General features: G+C 70.0%; 19 protein-coding genes. 7 read left to right on the forward strand and 12 right to left on the reverse strand.

Annotated features, from left to right (window positions below; translation table 11 throughout):
* The gene (locus NOCYR_RS18190; protein WP_014351865.1) at positions 1–729 is read right to left on the reverse strand and encodes a DUF3159 domain-containing protein; all 729 of its coding nucleotides are present in this window, start codon (positions 727–729) and stop codon (positions 1–3) included.
* A 3-nt stretch (positions 730–732) separates the two neighbouring features.
* The gene (locus NOCYR_RS18195) at positions 733–1,137 is read right to left on the reverse strand and encodes an OB-fold nucleic acid binding domain-containing protein (protein WP_048833502.1); all 405 of its coding nucleotides are present in this window, start codon (positions 1,135–1,137) and stop codon (positions 733–735) included.
* Positions 1,138–1,261: 124 nt separating this feature from the next.
* On the opposite strand from NOCYR_RS18195, the gene NOCYR_RS18200 reads away from it, so the two are divergent.
* Entirely contained in the window at positions 1,262–1,957 is a 696-nt protein-coding gene (locus NOCYR_RS18200) for an alpha/beta fold hydrolase (protein ID WP_014351867.1), read from the forward strand.
* Positions 1,958–2,039: 82 nt separating this feature from the next.
* Here the strand turns inward: NOCYR_RS18200 and NOCYR_RS18205 are convergent, their stop codons facing one another.
* Both NOCYR_RS18205 and dut read right to left on the reverse strand, forming a co-directional pair.
* Entirely contained in the window at positions 2,040–2,984 is a 945-nt protein-coding gene (locus tag NOCYR_RS18205; protein ID WP_014351868.1) for a DUF3710 domain-containing protein, read from the reverse strand.
* A gap of 4 nt (positions 2,985–2,988) precedes the next feature.
* A complete protein-coding gene (gene dut, locus NOCYR_RS18210; RefSeq protein ID WP_048833503.1) occupies positions 2,989–3,489 on the reverse strand; it encodes a dUTP diphosphatase in 501 nt (166 codons plus the stop codon).
* Positions 3,490–3,563: 74 nt separating this feature from the next.
* On the opposite strand from dut, the gene NOCYR_RS18215 reads away from it, so the two are divergent.
* Positions 3,564–4,079 carry a DUF3093 domain-containing protein gene (locus NOCYR_RS18215; RefSeq protein WP_175587096.1) on the forward strand — a complete coding sequence of 172 codons (516 nt, stop codon included), beginning with the start codon at positions 3,564–3,566 and terminating at the stop codon, positions 4,077–4,079.
* 87 nt (positions 4,080–4,166) lie between these two features.
* Here NOCYR_RS18215 and NOCYR_RS18220 read toward each other — a convergent pair whose 3' ends face one another.
* Positions 4,167–4,469 (reverse strand): DUF4193 domain-containing protein, encoded by a 303-nt coding sequence (locus tag NOCYR_RS18220; protein WP_014351871.1) that lies wholly within the window; start codon positions 4,467–4,469, stop codon positions 4,167–4,169.
* Between the two features lie 111 nt (positions 4,470–4,580).
* Complete coding sequence (locus tag NOCYR_RS29345) at positions 4,581–4,859, reverse strand: hypothetical protein (protein ID WP_148280682.1); 279 nt, start codon at positions 4,857–4,859, stop codon at positions 4,581–4,583.
* Here NOCYR_RS29345 and cei point away from each other — a divergent pair.
* The gene (gene cei / locus NOCYR_RS18225) at positions 4,843–5,520 is read left to right on the forward strand and encodes an envelope integrity protein Cei (protein WP_048834264.1); all 678 of its coding nucleotides are present in this window, start codon (positions 4,843–4,845) and stop codon (positions 5,518–5,520) included. The two genes, NOCYR_RS29345 and cei, sit on opposite strands and share 17 nt — an antisense overlap.
* Positions 5,521–5,529: 9 nt before the next feature.
* Here the strand turns inward: cei and NOCYR_RS18230 are convergent, their stop codons facing one another.
* A complete protein-coding gene (locus tag NOCYR_RS18230) occupies positions 5,530–6,459 on the reverse strand; it encodes an inositol monophosphatase family protein (RefSeq protein WP_014351873.1) in 930 nt (309 codons plus the stop codon).
* A 169-nt stretch (positions 6,460–6,628) separates the two neighbouring features.
* Between NOCYR_RS18230 and ppgK the strand changes: the two genes are divergently transcribed.
* The gene (ppgK, locus tag NOCYR_RS18235; RefSeq protein ID WP_014351874.1) at positions 6,629–7,387 is read left to right on the forward strand and encodes a polyphosphate--glucose phosphotransferase; all 759 of its coding nucleotides are present in this window, start codon (positions 6,629–6,631) and stop codon (positions 7,385–7,387) included.
* Between the two features lie 170 nt (positions 7,388–7,557).
* Positions 7,558–8,922, forward strand: coding sequence for an RNA polymerase sigma factor (locus NOCYR_RS18240; protein WP_014351875.1), 1,365 nt, complete (start codon positions 7,558–7,560; stop codon positions 8,920–8,922).
* A gap of 65 nt (positions 8,923–8,987) precedes the next feature.
* Here the strand turns inward: NOCYR_RS18240 and NOCYR_RS18245 are convergent, their stop codons facing one another.
* The 5 genes from NOCYR_RS18245 to NOCYR_RS18265 all read right to left on the reverse strand — a co-directional run bounded on the left by NOCYR_RS18245 (position 8,988) and on the right by NOCYR_RS18265 (position 14,373).
* On the reverse strand, positions 8,988–9,764 hold the full coding sequence (locus tag NOCYR_RS18245; protein WP_014351876.1) for an MHYT domain-containing protein: 777 nt from the start codon (positions 9,762–9,764) through the stop codon (positions 8,988–8,990).
* Between the two features lie 537 nt (positions 9,765–10,301).
* Positions 10,302–11,237: an ethanolamine ammonia-lyase subunit EutC gene (locus tag NOCYR_RS28505; RefSeq protein ID WP_014351877.1), complete on the reverse strand. Its 936-nt coding sequence runs from the start codon at positions 11,235–11,237 to the stop codon at positions 10,302–10,304.
* Positions 11,234–12,655 (reverse strand): ethanolamine ammonia-lyase subunit EutB, encoded by a 1,422-nt coding sequence (locus NOCYR_RS18255; protein WP_014351878.1) that lies wholly within the window; start codon positions 12,653–12,655, stop codon positions 11,234–11,236. Before NOCYR_RS18255 ends, NOCYR_RS28505 begins: the two co-directional genes overlap by 4 nt.
* Positions 12,656–12,734: 79 nt before the next feature.
* Complete coding sequence (locus tag NOCYR_RS18260; protein WP_014351879.1) at positions 12,735–13,886, reverse strand: cation:proton antiporter; 1,152 nt, start codon at positions 13,884–13,886, stop codon at positions 12,735–12,737.
* A 4-nt stretch (positions 13,887–13,890) separates the two neighbouring features.
* On the reverse strand, positions 13,891–14,373 hold the full coding sequence (locus NOCYR_RS18265; RefSeq protein WP_048833504.1) for a cation:proton antiporter regulatory subunit: 483 nt from the start codon (positions 14,371–14,373) through the stop codon (positions 13,891–13,893).
* A gap of 224 nt (positions 14,374–14,597) precedes the next feature.
* Here NOCYR_RS18265 and NOCYR_RS18270 point away from each other — a divergent pair, with 224 nt between their 5' ends.
* Together NOCYR_RS18270 and NOCYR_RS18275 are read left to right on the forward strand one after the other, a co-directional pair.
* Positions 14,598–15,812 (forward strand): sensor histidine kinase, encoded by a 1,215-nt coding sequence (locus NOCYR_RS18270; RefSeq protein WP_148280683.1) that lies wholly within the window; start codon positions 14,598–14,600, stop codon positions 15,810–15,812.
* Positions 15,809–16,456, forward strand: a complete 648-nt coding sequence (locus NOCYR_RS18275; protein ID WP_014351882.1) for a response regulator — start codon at positions 15,809–15,811, stop codon at positions 16,454–16,456. Before NOCYR_RS18270 ends, NOCYR_RS18275 begins: the two co-directional genes overlap by 4 nt.
* The last annotated feature ends 8 nt before the right edge of the window (positions 16,457–16,464 follow it).

A 16,464-nucleotide genomic window follows, 5' to 3' on the forward strand; every position in this document is an offset into this window, starting at 1 on the left:
TCAGGCCTTGGCGTGGCGGCCGCCGGAGTGGCTGCCCGCCGCGGGCAGATGCCCGGCCCGGCGCACCGCCCACACCGTGACGGTCAGCGCGACAGCGGTCAGCGGCCAGCCCATCGCGATACGGGCGAAGGCGAGCCAGCCGGTGTGGTCGGTGTCGTAGAAGTGCGACTGCACCAGGTAGCGGGAACCGAACACCAGCACCCAGGCCAGCGTGGCGATGTCGTAGAGCCGCACCACTCGTCGGTCGGCGCGCCATTCGCTGCCGTGGCCGTTGAGCACCCCCCAGATCACGCCGACCAGCGGCCAGCGCACCAGGATCGAGGCGAGGAACACACCGCCGTACACCAGACTGGTGTAGATACCGAACAGGAAGAAACCCTTGGCCTCGCCCATCCGGTAGGCGATGAACGCGCAGATGCCGACGCCGATGAAACCCGAGATGGCCGGCTGCACCGGATCCCGGCGCACCAGCCGCCAGACCAGGATGGCCGCGGCCACGCCCAGCGAGGCCCAGATCGCGGCGGTGAGCCCGGCGAGGGTGTTGACCGGGACGAACACCAGCACCGGCAGGGTCGAATAGATCAGGCCACTGAAGCCACCGAGCTGTTCGAGCAGCGTCTGCTGGCGGGCTACCTCGGCCTCGGCCTGATCACCGGCGGGCGCGGGCTCCGGCGCGGTGGCGGTGGTGAGTTCGGCGGGCGTCGGGGCGTTCTCGTCGCTCGATGGCATACGTCAGTTGTTCCCGCGCAATTCGTAGTAGGGGTTGTACATGACCTTGCGGCCGTCCCGATCGCCGACGCGACCGCGGACCATGATCCGCCGCCCCGATTCGATACCGGGGATGCGCTTGCGCCCGATCCACACCAGGGTGATGGCGTCGGTGCCGTCGAAGAACTCCGCCTGCACACTCGCGCCGGCGGATTGCGGGCACGCTTCGACACTGCGAAGGCGCCCCAGCATCGTCGCTTCGTCGCCGCGGCGACACTCCGATGCCCGGCAGGCTCCCGAGGCGTCGGCCGTTTCGGCCAGCTCCTCGGCGTCGAGCTGATCGATGTCCTCGGTCAGTCTGCGTCCGAGCCTGCGAAAATATCCCGAGGCGGGGTTCGAAGCCGCCCTTCTTCCGCCGAAGGAAGACATTGCTCGGTCTCCTGTAGAGCTGATGGACGTGGGTCGCACGACCATCTCGTTGTTCGCACGACCGTCTGCGGCCGTACACCGCCACTGTAGATGGGCAACCACGGCACCGCTACGCTCACCTCCGATGTTCGACTCACCCACGCCCGCCGTCGTCGTCGGGCTCCCAGGTACCGGCTCCGATGCCCACTTCGCGCGCCGCGCGTTCGGCCCGGAGTGTGCACAGCGCGGACTCGAGCTGATCGCGGTCGATCCGGATCCCCGCGCGGTAGTGGACAGCTACGTCGCCGCCCTCGACGACGCCGCGCGCCGCGGCCCGGTCCTGGTGGCGGGAATCTCCCTCGGCGCGGCGGTGGCCATCGAATGGGCGAGCACCCGGCCCGAGGCCGCGGCCGGCGTGGTGGCGGCGTTGCCGGCGTGGACCGGGCCCGACAGCGGCGGCTGTCCCGCGGCGGCCAGCGCGGCCGGTACCGCGGCGGCCCTGCGCGCCGATGGCCTCGAGGAAGTGGTGGCGCGGATGCGGGCGGGCAGCCCGGCCTGGCTGGGCGACGCGCTGGAGCGCTCCTGGCGCTCGCAGTGGCCGGATCTGCCGCAGGCCCTGGAAGAGGCGGCCGCCTACAAATGGCCGGAGCCACAACGGTTGGCGACGTTGACCACGCCGGTGGCCGTGATCGGCGCGCTCGACGATCCGGTGCATCCCTGGCCGGTTGCCCAGGAATGGGCCCGGCTGATCGCGGCCTCGGCGCTGGAGGAGATCACCCTCGACGAGCTGGGCGCCGATCCGGGCGTCCTCGGACGATTGGGCCTGGCCGCCTTCGGCTGAGCCCGGCAGGCGGTATAGCGCGCCCGAACGACCGGAGCCCGGCGGTACGCACCGCCGGGCTCCGACTCCGATCCCGCTGCCGCTAGTTGCGGCCGAGCTGCTGCATGGCCGAACCGTCCGCGCCGCGGCGCGGCTGATCCGGCATGACCGGACGGCCGGCGCTCGGCGCGATACCCGGCACCACTCCCGGCGTGCCCTGCTGGGCCGCCATCGCCTGCTGCTGGGCGGCGATGGCCTGCTGCTGGGCCTGGATCTGCTGCTGATGCGCGGCGGCGAGCTGATCGGCCAATTCCTGCGGCAGTACCACGGGTAGTGGTTCGCGCACCGGCAGCGGATCGGTGCCGCGGCGGATCACGGTCTCGGACAGGATCGCGCGCGCGGCGTCCACCAGCGGGGTGTCGGCGTCGGCGGCGCCCGAGGGACCCGCGGCCACCAATCGCACCATCCAGCGATAGCCGTCCACCCCGATGAACCGCAGGTCCGCGCCCTCGGTGACGGCGAAGATCTCCCGGCCCCACGGCCCGGTCTCAATGGCCACCTTCGCCCCGTCCTTGCGCAGCGAATCGGCCAGGTCCGAGGCCACGGTGCGCCACTGGCCCGGCGATTTCGGCGCCGCGTAGGCGGCGACGGTGATGCGCCCGTGCTCGGTGGCCAGATGCACCGCCTGCGGGGTGCCCTCGGGGGTCATCTCCACCTGGAGCTGACCGCCCGGCGGCACCGGCAGGATCACCGAACCGAGGTCCAGGCGCTGATCGGCGACCGACTCGAGCAGTTCGGCGACGTCCTCGTAGTCGTAGGGCCCGGTGCGCGGCGGCTCGGCATCGTCGGCGGCGTGTTCGGCCCGCCGGTAGTCGGAATCGTCGTCGTAGTCCTGCTCGTCGATCGCGTCGGCGAAATCGTCGGAGTACTCGGGGTATTCGTCGGTGTCGTACTCGTCGCCGTCGAATTCGGTGTAGTCGCCGGATTCGTCGTAGCGGTCGTCGTCGACGGGTCTGTCGCGGCGGCTGGACTTCTTCTTCCCGAACATCGCGTCATTCCTCCTTGCCGGGCGCCGGCGACGCCGCGTCGGCGGTAGCGGCCAAGCTCGCGTGACCACCGCTCGAGCCGTAACCGCCCGCACCACGCGTGGTCTCGTCGAGCCGGTCGACCTCGACGAAATCCACCAGCTCCACCCGCTGCACCAGCAGCTGGGCGATCCGGTCGCCGCGCCGCAATTCGATCCGGGTCCGTGGATCGTGATTGATCAGGCACACCTTGATCTCACCGCGGTAGCCGGCATCGACGGTGCCGGGTGTGTTGACCACCGACAATCCGGTCTTGGCCGCCAGCCCCGAGCGGGGATGGATCAGTCCGACGGTGCCCACCGGGAGGGCCACCGCGATGCCGGTGCCGACCAGCACCCGCTCCCCCGGTTCCAGGATGACGTCCTCGGTGGTGCACAGGTCCACGCCCGCGTCGCCGGGATGGGCACGCGTGGGCACGGGGATGCCGGGATCGAGCCGCAGCAGAGGTATCGGTGAAAGTGCGCTCACGTAGCACGAGCCTACGCGTTTTCCCGGCCGTACCTGTGCGGAGGACCGGCGAGCCGCTGGCTTACTCTTGAGTTGTGTCCGACCAGCCCGTACCAGCCGATACCCAGCGCGTGACCCGGCCGGGTGCACCCGCGTACACCGAGCGCCTGTGGGTGCCGCTGTGGTGGTGGCCGGTGGCGTTCGCGATCGCCGGACTGCTGGCCGCCGAGATCCATATGGGCGCACCGGGCCTACGGGCCTGGCTGCCGTACGTGCTGCTGTTCCCGGTGCCGGTGTGGGTGCTGTTGTGGCTGAGCAGACACCGCGTCGCGGTGGCCACCGACGCCGAGGGGAAGCCGGAACTGCGTGTGGATCGCGCGCATCTGCCGGTGGAATTCATCGCCCGCGCGGCGGTGGTGCCGGCGAGCGCCAAGAGCGCGGCGCTGGGTCGTCAGCTCGACCCCGCCGCGTATGTGCAGCATCGCCCGTGGATCGGTTCGATGGTGCTGCTGGTACTCGACGACCCGGACGATCCGACGCCGTACTGGCTGATCAGTACGCGCAGGCCCGAACGGGTCCTGGCCGCGCTGGGTCTGCCCAGCGCGCAGTGATACCGCTGCCCGTGGGCGCGGTGTAGCGGCCCGGCGACCGGATGCGCGATCGCGGTTCGCGGGGCCGTTGCCATCTCGGGCGCGCGCTCAGGCGGCGCAGTCCATGCAGATCATCTGGCCGCCCTTGTCGCTGGCCAGTCGGCTGCGGTGGTGCACAAGGAAACAGCTCGAGCAGGTGAACTCGTCGGCCTGTTTCGGAATCACCCGGACCGTCAGCACTTCTTCGGACAAGTCCGCGCCGGGAAGCTCGAACGACTCCGCGGTATCGGATTCGTCGATATCCACGACGGCGGACTGAGCCTCGTTGCGACGAGCCTTCAGCTCCTCCAGCGAATCCTCCGACACGTCGTCGGATTCGGTGCGCCTCGGTGCGTCATAGTCGGTTGCCATGTCGTCTTCCCCTCGTCCTTACTCCGTATATCCCGGATCGGCGCGGACATTCCTCGCGGTTGTCCACACCGCCCCGCCGGTGGCACACATCACACGTGTACCGGTCCCCTATCAGGGCAGATTCTGAAGTTCTGCACCGGATAGCAGTCGGACAACGCTGAACATGCCCTGCTTGTTCCCGCGACCAACCACCGATTTTCGGGCCGGTGTTTCGATCTGGGCCGCCAGACAATAGCGGACCCCCAGACAAAAGTCGCAATCAAAACACAGCCGAGTCGAAACCGTCAGGGAATCGACACCATCACTGTCACGAATCGAGACCGTCGGCACGGCGGCTGCAAGGTTCGCCCGAACATTTTCGTAGAGTGTGCTGGTGGTTTCACTGATCACCGAAGGCAGCGCAACGGATTCCCGGGGACGACCCTTCATCCGGCGGCGCCTACAGCCCTGGCTCGTCCTGGTCGCCGTATTGGCTCTCATCTGCACGATCGTGTGGATCAAGGCCCTGACCACCGAGGACACCGACTACACCGCGATGGCATGCAATTCGCCGAGCCCGGCCACCGACCCGGGCGCCGAACCGCAGCCCGCGCTGGGTCAGCGGGTGGGTCCGAGCCGGCTCGAGAACGTGGAACCGGCGGCCTTGGCCGACACCAAGGTGCGCGTACTCAACGCCAACAACCAGCGCGGCCAGGCCGCACATGCCGCGGCCCAGCTCGGCGACCTCGGTTTCGGCAGTGTGCCGAACGAGGCCTATGGCAACGATTCGATATACGTCAACGGCGATCTGGAATGCATGGGCCAGATCCGCTTCGGGGTGAACGGCCGCCGCGCCGCAGCCTCGGTGCAGCTGGCCGTGCCGTGCGCGGAGCTCATCGAGGACAAGCGCGAGGACGACACCGTCGACCTGGTGCTCGGATCGCTGTTCCGCGATATCCAGCCCTCCAACGACGCCGAGGAAGTGCTGCGGTCGCTGAAGAACCCGGCCTCCGGCGAGACTCCGGCACTCGATATCGATCTGCTCGAGGCCGCCAGGCAGGCCCGCTGCTGAGCCGGGCGCTCAGGGCTCGGGGATCGGCGCGCTGACCCCGAGCTCATCCAGCAGGGCCAGCAGTTCGTCGGCGATCGCGGGCGCGGCCGCGACGAACAACTCCCCCGCGGCGCCGGTGGAATGCGCCGGTGGGGCCTGTACCCGTGCTCCGGCTTCGGTGGCGATCAGCGCGCCCGCGGCCCAGTCCCACGGATTGAGCCCGTGCTCGTAATGGGCGTCGACGCGGCCCTCGGCCACCATGCACAGATCCAGCGCCGCCGCGCCGATGCGGCGGATGTCACGCACCCGCGGTAGCACCTCGGCGACCAGCGCGGCCTGGCGCGCCCGCCGAGCCGCGTTGTAGCCGAAGCCGGTGGCGACCAGCGCCATGCGCACCTCCTCGACCGGGTTGCAGCGCAGCGGATGTGTGGTGCCGTCGGCGTCGACGCGTTCGGCGCCGAGGCCGAGGCCGGCGTGATAGGTCTGCCCCGCGGCGACGTCGACCACCGCGCCCGCGATGGAACGCCCGGCCCGCATCGCAGCCACCGAGACCGCGTAGGCCGGTATGCCGTACAGGAAGTTGACGGTGCCGTCGATCGGATCGACCACCCAGACCACGGTGTGGTCGTCGGCGCGGGCCAGATCGCCGCCGCCCTCCTCACCGAGGATGTGATCGCCGGGGCGCAGCCGGGCCAGCGTGGTGCGGATGAGCTGCTCGGTCTCGGTGTCGACCACTGTCACCGGATCGGTGGGTGTGCTCTTGGCCTGCACGGCGCCGTCCACGCTGCCGCCGGGTCCGAAGACCTCGGGTCTGCGGGTACGCACATGCGCGGCGGCGGCCTCGGCCAGCCGCACCGCGATACGCCGCAATTCGGCGGCGTCGGGCGCACTGTCGGCGGAGTTCGCGGAGGTCGGGGCGGTGGGCTGCGGCGAGGTCGGCGAATGCGGCACGCACTCCATCGCACCACAGATCCTGCGGACCGCGCAGCCGTCAGGGCCCACTACTCTTGTCGTGCACGACACAGCGCCGTCGTCGGGCACACCGTTCACGGCCCCGGCCGACGGTCGCGAAGCCCCGGTGCGACGGCGCGTATTCCGTACTGGCCGGCACAGGGAACGAGGAACTGGCATGTCTGCTCGGGGGCACGCATTCGGGATCGATATCGGCGGCAGCGGCGTGAAGGGCGCCGCGGTGGATCTGGCCACCGGTGAGCTCGTGCACCAGCGCATCAAGATCGCTACCCCGCAGCCCGCGACCCCGCACGCGGTGGCCGAGACGGTCGCCGACCTGGTCGCGCAGGCCGGCTGGGACGGCCCGGTGGGCATCACGCTGCCCTGCGTGGTGCTCGATGGTGTCGCCCGCTCGGCCGCCAACGTCGACCCGGCGTGGATCGGCACCGACGCCAGGACCTTGTTCAGCGCCGCGCTGGGCGGGCGCGCGGTGACCGTGCTCAACGACGCCGACGCCGCGGGCATGGCCGAGGACCGCTACGGCGCGGCAAAGGATTTCGACGGGCTGGTGCTGTTGCTGACCTTCGGCACCGGCATCGGCTCGGCCGTGCTCTACAACGGCACCCTGGTACCCAACAGCGAGCTCGGCCACGTCGAGATCGGCGGGATGGAGGCCGAGCATCGTGCGGCGGCATCGATCAAGGATCGCGACGGCCTGTCGTATCAGCAATGGGCGGTCCAGGTGAGTACCGTGCTGATCGGCCTGGAGAACCTGTTCTGGCCGAAAGTGTTCGTCGCCGGTGGCGGGATCAGCCGCGATGCCGCGCAGTGGATCCCCTTGCTCACCAACCGGACTCCGGTGATCCCGGCGAACCTGAAGAACACCGCGGGCATCGTCGGAGCGGCCATGGCCATCGATGCGGGAGTCGCACCTTAGCGGTTCCCGGCATCGGAGGCGAGACCTCGCGGGTCCGATCGTTACAATGGAACTGCCCGGCGGTGAGCCGGTGAAACCCGACCGGCGCTGGCCGGTGCAACCCGACAGACCGCTCCGCCGGATATCCACTCTGGCGTGACGCCGCACGAGACCGTCACGAAAGGGCGTACGTGGTAGCCACGAATACCCGTCAGACCGCCGAATCGGCCGACGCCGACTCCGCCGATGTAACCGAAGCACGGCCGGTTCGCAAGGCTGCCGCCAAGAAGGCTCCTGCCAAGAAAGCCGCCGCCAAGAAGGCTCCGGCCAAGAAAGCCGCCGCGAAGAAGGCTCCGGCCAAGAAGGCCGCCGCCAAGAAGGCCACGGCCAAGAGCAAGGACGCCGAGGAAAACCTCGACGACGAGTCGCTGGATGTGGAGGATCTGGGCGATCTCGAGGTCTCCGAGGACGACCTGACCGACGAGGGCGAAGACCTGGTCGAAGAGGTCGCCGAGGAAGCCGAGGAGGAAGCGGCCGAGGAGCCCAGCGCCGCCGACAAGGCCTCCGGTGACTTCGTCTGGGACGAGGAGGAATCCGAGGCGCTGCGGCAGGCCCGCAAGGATGCCGAGCTCACCGCCTCCGCCGACTCCGTGCGCGCCTACCTCAAGCAGATCGGTAAGGTGGCGCTGCTCAACGCCGAGGAGGAGGTCGAGCTCGCCAAGCGGATCGAGGCCGGCCTGTTCGCGGCGGAGAAGATGCGCGAGTTCGCCGAGCAGGGCGAGAAGCTGCCGGTAGCGGTGCGGCGCGACTTCAACTGGATCATCCGCGACGGCAACCGGGCCAAGAACCATCTGCTCGAGGCCAACCTGCGTCTGGTGGTCTCGCTGGCCAAGCGCTACACCGGTCGCGGTATGGCGTTCCTGGACCTGATCCAGGAGGGCAATCTCGGTCTGATCCGCGCGGTGGAGAAGTTCGACTACACCAAGGGCTACAAGTTCTCCACCTACGCCACCTGGTGGATCCGGCAGGCCATCACCCGCGCCATGGCCGACCAGGCCCGCACCATCCGTATCCCGGTGCACATGGTCGAGGTCATCAACAAGCTCGGTCGCATCCAGCGCGAGCTGCTCCAGGATCTGGGCCGTGAGCCCACCCCGGAGGAGCTGGCCAAGGAAATGGACATCACGCCGGAGAAGGTGCTGGAGATCCAGCAGTACGCGCGTGAGCCCATCTCGCTGGACCAGACCATCGGCGACGAGGGCGACAGCCAGCTCGGTGATTTCATCGAAGACTCCGAAGCCGTCGTCGCGGTCGACGCGGTGAGCTTCACGCTGCTGCAGGATCAGCTGCAGTCGGTGCTGGAGACGCTGTCCGAGCGTGAGGCGGGTGTGGTCCGGCTGCGCTTCGGCCTGACCGACGGTCAGCCGCGCACCCTCGACGAGATCGGCCAGGTGTACGGGGTCACCCGTGAACGCATCCGCCAGATCGAGTCCAAGACCATGAGCAAGCTGCGTCACCCCAGCCGCTCGCAGGTCCTGCGCGACTACCTGGACTAGGTCCTTCGACCACGGCCCGCGTGCCGCCCACTCGGGGTGCGCGCGGGCCGTTGTCGTCGGCGGGGTCAGTCGCGGGTGGGCCAGTACTGGGCCGGGCGGCGTGACCGGGTGGTGCGGGCCTCCGATTCCCCGGCCTCGGTCATGGCCAGGTGCAGCAGCAGCACGACGGTCACCATGCTGACCCCGACGGTCAGCGGAGTCAGCAGTTGCGCCGCGCCCGCGCCGGACGGTTGATGCGCGTGCGCGACGTGCTGCACGCGCATGGCGAACATGCCGGTGTAGTGCATGCCCGACACCGCAACACCCATGACGGCCGCCGCGCCGACGGTGGCCAGCGTGCCGCGCACATGCAGGGTGAACCACAGCGCCGCCGTCGCGGCGATCACCGCGATCACGATGGAGACCGCGACGATCCAGCCGTTGTAGTCGAGGGCCGCATCGGATTTCATCGCGTACATGCCGCAGTAATGCATGGTGCCGACGCCCGCGCCGGTGATCGCCCCGCCCAGCAGCAGCGCGCCCGGCCCCCAGTCGCGCCGTTGCGCCACCCCGATCCCGATCCACACCACCAGCATCGCGATGAGCGCGCTGATCAGGGTGAGCGGCACATTGTACCGGATCGAGGCGCCGTCGATGGTGAAGCCGAGCATGGCGATGAAATGCATGACCCAGATGCCGGTACCTCCGATGGCCACCGCCGCCGCGACCATCCAGCCGTCGCGTAGTGAGTTCGACCGGGCCCGGGCCATGCAGCGTAGCCCTAGCAATGATCCGGTGAACGACATGAGGTAGGCGACGACGGGCGTGAGCCACCCGTAGCTGAAATGATCGATCGTGGGCACACGAGCTCCCTAGCTAGCTGAGCTCGGACCATGGGTCAGCATGATCCGAGCCTTCGATGAACAAGGATCCGCAGGTAGGGAATTTACAGTACTAGTTTCCTTTTAAACAGGATGGCATTCAACCGAAGAATGGGATGCCTGGTACTGCCGACTCGGCGCGCACAGGTGCCGCCGCTGGCGATCCTCCACCCACCGCGTGCGCGGGGTCTACCGGGTGTCCCACGCACGCCACCGGCAACCCACCGGCGCCGTCCCGCTGCGTCGCCGTCCCGCTGCGTCGCCGTCCTGCTGCGTCGCCGTCCCGCTGCGTCGCCGTCCCGCTGCGTCGCCGTCCCGCTGCGTCGCCATCCCGCTGTGTCGCCATCCCGCTGTGTCGCGGTGCGCGCCGACGCCGTCCGCAACCGTCAGCTGCCCGAGACCGATCGCCTGCGACTGGTTGTTGCCCAGCTCGATTGCGGGCACCGCCGCGAGAACCGGGCCGCCGGGTCCGGCCGGTGCCGGGTCGCGGCGCGCCGGGGGCGGTGCCGGCCGTGCGGGTCAGCCGTGTGCGCGAGTCAACGGATCGTGCTCGGCCGCGGTCAGATCAGCGCCGGACAGGTCCTTCAGGTCGACTCCCGAACGCCCCAACCGCCGCGCCCCGGCGATCAGGCCCGCGACGACGCGGGCGGCCTGCCCATAGCCGAGCCCGTTCCGATGAATGTTGGACACGCAGTTGCGCTCGGCATCGGTGCGGCCGGGACGCGGGCGGTGGGTGAGGTAGATGCCGAGGCTGTCGGCGACCGAGAGGCCGGGCCGTTCACCGATGAGCACGAGCACCGTGTCGACGCCCAGCGCCGTGGCGATATGGTCGCCGAGCGCGACCCGGGCCTGCGTGGCGATCACCGGCGGTGCGAATGTCACGGTGGGACCGAGTTCGGCGACGAGGGCGGTGACCATGGCCGGGCCGTGGTCGAGAAGTGCGCGCGGGGACAGCCCGTCGGCGAGAACGATGCCGACCTCCGCGCTGGTGTCGCGTGGAAGGGCCTCGGCACCACCCGTTTCGCCGGCGGACCCCGGCGGCCGGGGCGCGGCGGCAGAGCGCGAGGGCACCGTGTCGGCGGCGGGCTCCGGCGGCCACTGCTCGTTGGCGGACTCAGGCCGCCACGGCTCATCGGCAGACTCCGGCGGCCAGGGCTCGGCGGGTAGGCGGCCGAGATCCGGGCGGCGCAGATACTCGGCCCGGTCGCGAGCCCGGCTGCGCACCAGTGCCGGTACGCCGAGCCCGCATGCGGCGACCTCGGCGCACAACCGATCGACATCCAGCGGCATGTGCACCGCGTCGCGGGCCGCCGCGTGCGCCGCGCGCAACTCCAGCACGCGAGCGGTGGGCAGCGCATTGCCCGCACGGCCGAGCCCGATGCGCGCCTGCGTGGTGGCGCGCAGGGCGGCCCAGAACTCTTGCTGGGCAGCGGGATCCGAGGCAGGGCCGCTCATCGCCGGACTCCGGTCAACTGGTGCAGCGGTGAGGTCAGCGGCGCTACCGGGAGGACACGTCCGGTGTCGTCGATCATGCCGAGCCTGCTCAGCCACGCCTCGAATTCCGGGGCGGGCCGCAGCCCCAGCACCTGGCGCGCGTAGAGCGCGTCGTGGAAGCTCAGGCTCTGGTAGCCGAGCATCACGTCGTCGGCGCCGGGCACCGCGATCACGAACGCGCAGCCCGCCGCGCCCAGCAGGGTGAGCAGGGTGTCCATATCGTCGGCGTCGGCCTCGGCGTGGTTGGTATAGCAGACGTCCACGCCCATCGGCAGCCCGAGCAGCTTGCCGCAGAAATGGTCTTCGAGCCCGGCGCGGATGATCTGTTTGCCGTCATAGAGGTATTCGGGCCCGATGAAGCCGACGACGGTGTTCACCAGCAACGGATCGAACGCGCGGGCCACCGCGTAGGCTCTGGCTTCCAGCGTCTGCTGATCCACCGGCCGGCCGCCGGTACCCCGATGCGCATCCGCCGACAGCGCCGAGCCCTGCCCGGTTTCGAAGTACATGACGTTGTCGCCGACCGTCCCCCGCCGCAGCGAGCGTCCGGCCTCGTTCGCCTCCCGCAGCAGCGCGAGGTTCACTCCGAAAGCGCTGTTGGCGCCCTCGGTGCCCGCGATGGATTGGAACACCAGATCGACCGGCGCTCCGGACTCGATCAGGGCGAGCGTGGTGGACACGTGGGCCAGCACGCACGACTGGGCGGGGATGTCGAAGCGCAGGCGCACCTCGTCGAGCAGGGTGAGCAGATCGGCGGCGGCGCGGGGTGAGTCGGTGGCCGGGTTGATGCCGATCACCGCGTCGCCGCAGCCGAGCAGCAGTCCGTCCAGGATGGCGGCGGCGATGCCGCGCGGATCGTCGGTGGGGTGGTTGGGTTGCAGCCGGGTCGCGAGGGTGCCGGGCCGTCCGATGGTGGTGCGGAACGCCGAACGCACATCGACCGCCCCGGCCACCGCGATCAGGTCCTGATTGCGCATGATCTTGCTGACCGCCGCCACCATCTCCGGCGTCAGCCCCGGCGCCCAGGCCCGCAACGTCGCCGCCGCCTCGTCCACCGCACCGCCCGCCAGTTCGAGCAGCCGGTCGCGCAGATCGCCGACGGTGAGGTGCGCGATCGGCCGGAAGGCCACGCGATCGTGGGTGTCGACGATGAGCCGGGTGATCTCATCGGACTCGTACGGCACCACCGGCTCGTTCAGGAACACCGTCAGCGGTTGGTCGGCCAGCGCCCACTGCGCGGCGGCCCGTTCGGCGTCGGATTCGGCTGCGCAACCGGCCAATTCGTCGCCGCTGCGGCGCGGGGTGGCCTTGGCCAGCAGGTCGACCAGCCCGTCGAAGCGGTAGGTGTGCCCGGCCAGTGTCGCCGTATACCCCGTCATGGCCCGATCCCCTTTCGGCACGCAATCCGGCAGACCTGTAGTGCGAAAGATACCGAAGCACCGCGCCCGAGGCGGGCCTTCACACTCGTTCGAGCACCGGCTCCACCACTCGCGCGGCGATGGGCCCGATGATCGCCATGATCAGCACATAGGCCGAGGCGAGCGCGGCCAGCTTGCCGTCGATGGCACCGGTGGTGACCGCGAGCCCCGCGATGACGATGGAGAACTCACCGCGCGCCACCAGCGCCACACCCGCCCTGGCTCGGCCCATCCGCCGGATGCCCTGCCGCCGCGCGCCCCACCAGCCGGTGGCGATCTTGGTGATGGTGGTGATGACCGCGAGCGCCACCGCCCAGCCCAGGACGGGCGGGATGGCGGTCGGGTCGGTATTGAGGCCGAAGGCCACGAAGAAGATCGCGGCGAACAGATCGCGCAGCGGTTCCAGCAGCCGCACCGCCTCCCGCGCCGTCGACCCGGAGATGGCGATGCCGAGCAGGAACGCGCCCACCGCCGTCGAGACGTTGAGCGCCGAGGCCACACCCGCCACCAGCAGGGCCGCACCCAGCAGTTTCAGCAGGAACACCTCACGGTCGGTGCTGTCGACCACCGCCGAGACATACCGTCCGTAGCGCAGGGTGACCACCAGCACCACCGTGATCGCGATCAGCGCCACGCCCAGCGATTTCAGCCCGCTGGCGAAGCTCAGCCCGGCCAGCACCGTGGTGAGCACCGGCAGATACACCGCCATCGTGAGGTCCTCGAATACCAGAATCGACAGGATGACCGGCGTCTCCCGGTTACCCAGCCGGCCCAGGTCGTTGAGCACCTTGGCGGCGATGCCCGAGGAGGAGATGTAGGTGACGCCGCCGAGGGTCAGCGCGCCCACCGGCCCCCAGCCCAGCAGCAGCGCCACCACCGCACCGGGCGTCGCGTTGGCGACGATGTCGAGCAGGCCGACCGGCCAGGACCTGCGCATGCCGGTCATCAGCTCGGCGGCGGTGTACTCCAGACCCAGCAGCAACAGCAACAGGACCACGCCGATCTCGCCGGCGATATGCCCGAACTCGTTGGCGGCGCCCAGGTGAATAAAGCCCCCTTGACCGAAGGCGAGGCCGCCGAGCAGATACAGCGGGATCGGCGACAGGCCGAACCGGCCCGCTACCCGGGCGAAGACCCCGAGTGCGAACAACACCGCGCCCAGCTCGATGAGGGCGAGCGCGGTCGTGGACACCGGATCAGCCGTGCGTGAGAATCTTCGCCGCGGCGTCCAGGCCGTCGGGAGTCCCGACGACGACGAGCAGGTCACCAGCGGTGAAGGTGAAATCCGGCCCCGGTGAGGGAGACAGCTGCCCGGCCCGCATCACCGCGACGATGGACACCTTGGTGCGGGTGCGCATCTGCGTCTCACCGAGTGTGCGACCGCTGTAGGGCGAATCGTCGGAGATCGGCAATTGGCGGGTGGTGATGCCGGGCATATCGCGATGGTCGTCGTTGAGCCGGGAGACCAGCTGGGGCGCGCCGAGCAGATTGGCCAGCACGGCGGCCTCGTCGGTGGTCAACGCGACCTGCGCGGCGCAGGCGTCCGGGTCCTCGAGCTTGGACACGATCAGATCGATATCGCCGTCGCGGTGGGCGACGACGCCGATCCGGCGCCCGGACTTCACTTCGAAGTCTTTTCGCACCCCGATCCCGGGTAACGCAGTGACATCGACATTCACAAGTCCAGGCTAACCGTCGCCGAACGATCCGCCGAGCGCGCCACGAGCTACCCGGAAGCCCCGGCTCGCCCGCACCATCGAGTGGTGCCGCCTACCCGGCGTTCGAGCAGGTCATCGAGCCGGATGAGCCGTGGTTCGACGCCGGCGTGGCGGGTCCGCGCCGCCGGGGCGACTCATCACTTCGGCGGACCCGGACCGGCCCGCCGCTGTGCTGAGATGGGTGGGTGAAGTGGTGGGCAGCGTTGTCGGCGACGGCGCAGGAGGCGCTGATCGTCGCGTTCGTGTTCACCGTGGGTGCGGCGCTGTACGGCTTCGGCCTCTACGCCATGACCGAGCACAGCGCGCAGACGCCGCTGACGGTGCGGATGGCGCTGCTCGCACTGCTGTGCGCGACGAGCATGTGGCGCCGGCGCAAGCCGATGTGGGCATTGGCGGCCGGGCTGGTGCCGCTGCTGATCGACTTCGCGCTCGGGCCGACGATTCCCATCTGGCTCGTCTACTCCGATCTCGTCTACGCGGGCGTGCTGTACGGGACCCGGCGGCTGTCGCGGGTGGTGATCGGCGCGGCCATCACCGCGACGGTCGCCGGCTCGGTGGCCGCGCTGCTCGTCACCGGCGAGTGGCGCGCCATCGTCATCACTGTGCTCGCCTCGTCGGCGTTCCTGGGAACGTCGATCTGGTGGGCGCTGACCGTGCGGGCGCACAAGGAGACCGCGCAGGCCGAACGGGCGAAGGCGCGGGCGCTGGAACTGGTGGCCGAACTCGACCGCCGGGCCGCGATCGCCGATGAACGCAAGACGATGGCCCGCGATCTGCACGATGTGATCGCCGGGCACCTGTCGGCCATCGCCATCCAATCCGAGGCGGCGCTGGGGCTGCTGGCCCGCCGCGACGACGGCGATCCCGCCCTGTCCGGCGTGGTCGAGTCGATCCGGGCCAACAGCGTCAGCGCCCTGCACGAAATGCGCACCATGATCGGGTTACTGCGCCGCGACGACGGCGCCGAGGATCTGGCCGCCCCGCGCGGGCTCGCCCAGTTGTCGTTGCTGGTCGATGCCGCGCGCTCGGCGGGCAGCACCGTCCGGGTGCACGGCGGCGCGGCCGAGATCGCGTTGCCCAGTGCGGTCGACCAGGCCGCCTACCGGATCGTTCAGGAAGCCTTGACCAACGCGATGAAACACGCACCCGGCCAGGAGGTCGACATCGATATCGCCGCCGACGCGACAACGCTCACCGTCGCGATCCGCAACCCCCTCTCCCCACGCGGCAACGGACAACCCGAGCCCACGGACCTACCCCATCGAGGCTTGACCAATATGCGCGAACGCGCCGCGGTCCTCGGCGGCGAGTTCACCGCGGGCGCGGCCGACCGGACCTGGACCGTGCGCGCGGAGCTGCCGCTGTCGGCCGAACCGGTCACCGGAGGCGAACGCCGATGACGATCCGGGTGCTGATCGCCGACGATCACAGCGCCATCCGCGCCGGCCTGCGCATGATCCTCGACGCCGCCGACGGGATCGAGGTGGTGGGAGAGGCCGCCGACGGCGATGTGGCGGTCGCGCAGGCCAGGGCGCTGCGACCGGATGTGGTGCTGATGGATGTGCGCATGCCCGGCGTCGACGGGATCGCCGCCACCGCCCGGATCACCGCCGACGGGGTGGCGAAGGTGCTCATCCTGACCACCTTCGATCTGGACGAGTACGTCTTCCGGACCTTGCGCGCCGGCGCCTCCGGCTTCGTCCTGAAGTCGGTGTCCGGGCAGGATCTGGTGGCCTCGGTGCGGGCGGTGGCGGCCGGTGACGGTGTGCTCGCACCGGAGGTGACCCGGGCGGTGATCGACGCCTTCGCCGCTGTCCCCAGCGCCCCGGCCCACCGCGAACCCGACGGTCTCGGCGATCTGACCGAGCGCGAACTCGAGGTGCTCGAATGCCTGGGCGAGGGGCTGTCCAACGCGCAGATCGCGGGCCGGCTGTTCATCGGCGAGACCACGGTCAAGACCCATGTCTCGCGCGTGCTCACGAAGCTGGGAGTTCGCTCGCGCGTGCAGGCGGCGATCCTGGCGCGGGAACTGCGCGACCGGTAGCGGGGCCG

The sequence above is a fragment of the Nocardia cyriacigeorgica GUH-2 genome, assembly GCF_000284035.1.
In the GTDB taxonomy this organism is placed as follows: domain Bacteria; phylum Actinomycetota; class Actinomycetes; order Mycobacteriales; family Mycobacteriaceae; genus Nocardia; species Nocardia cyriacigeorgica_B.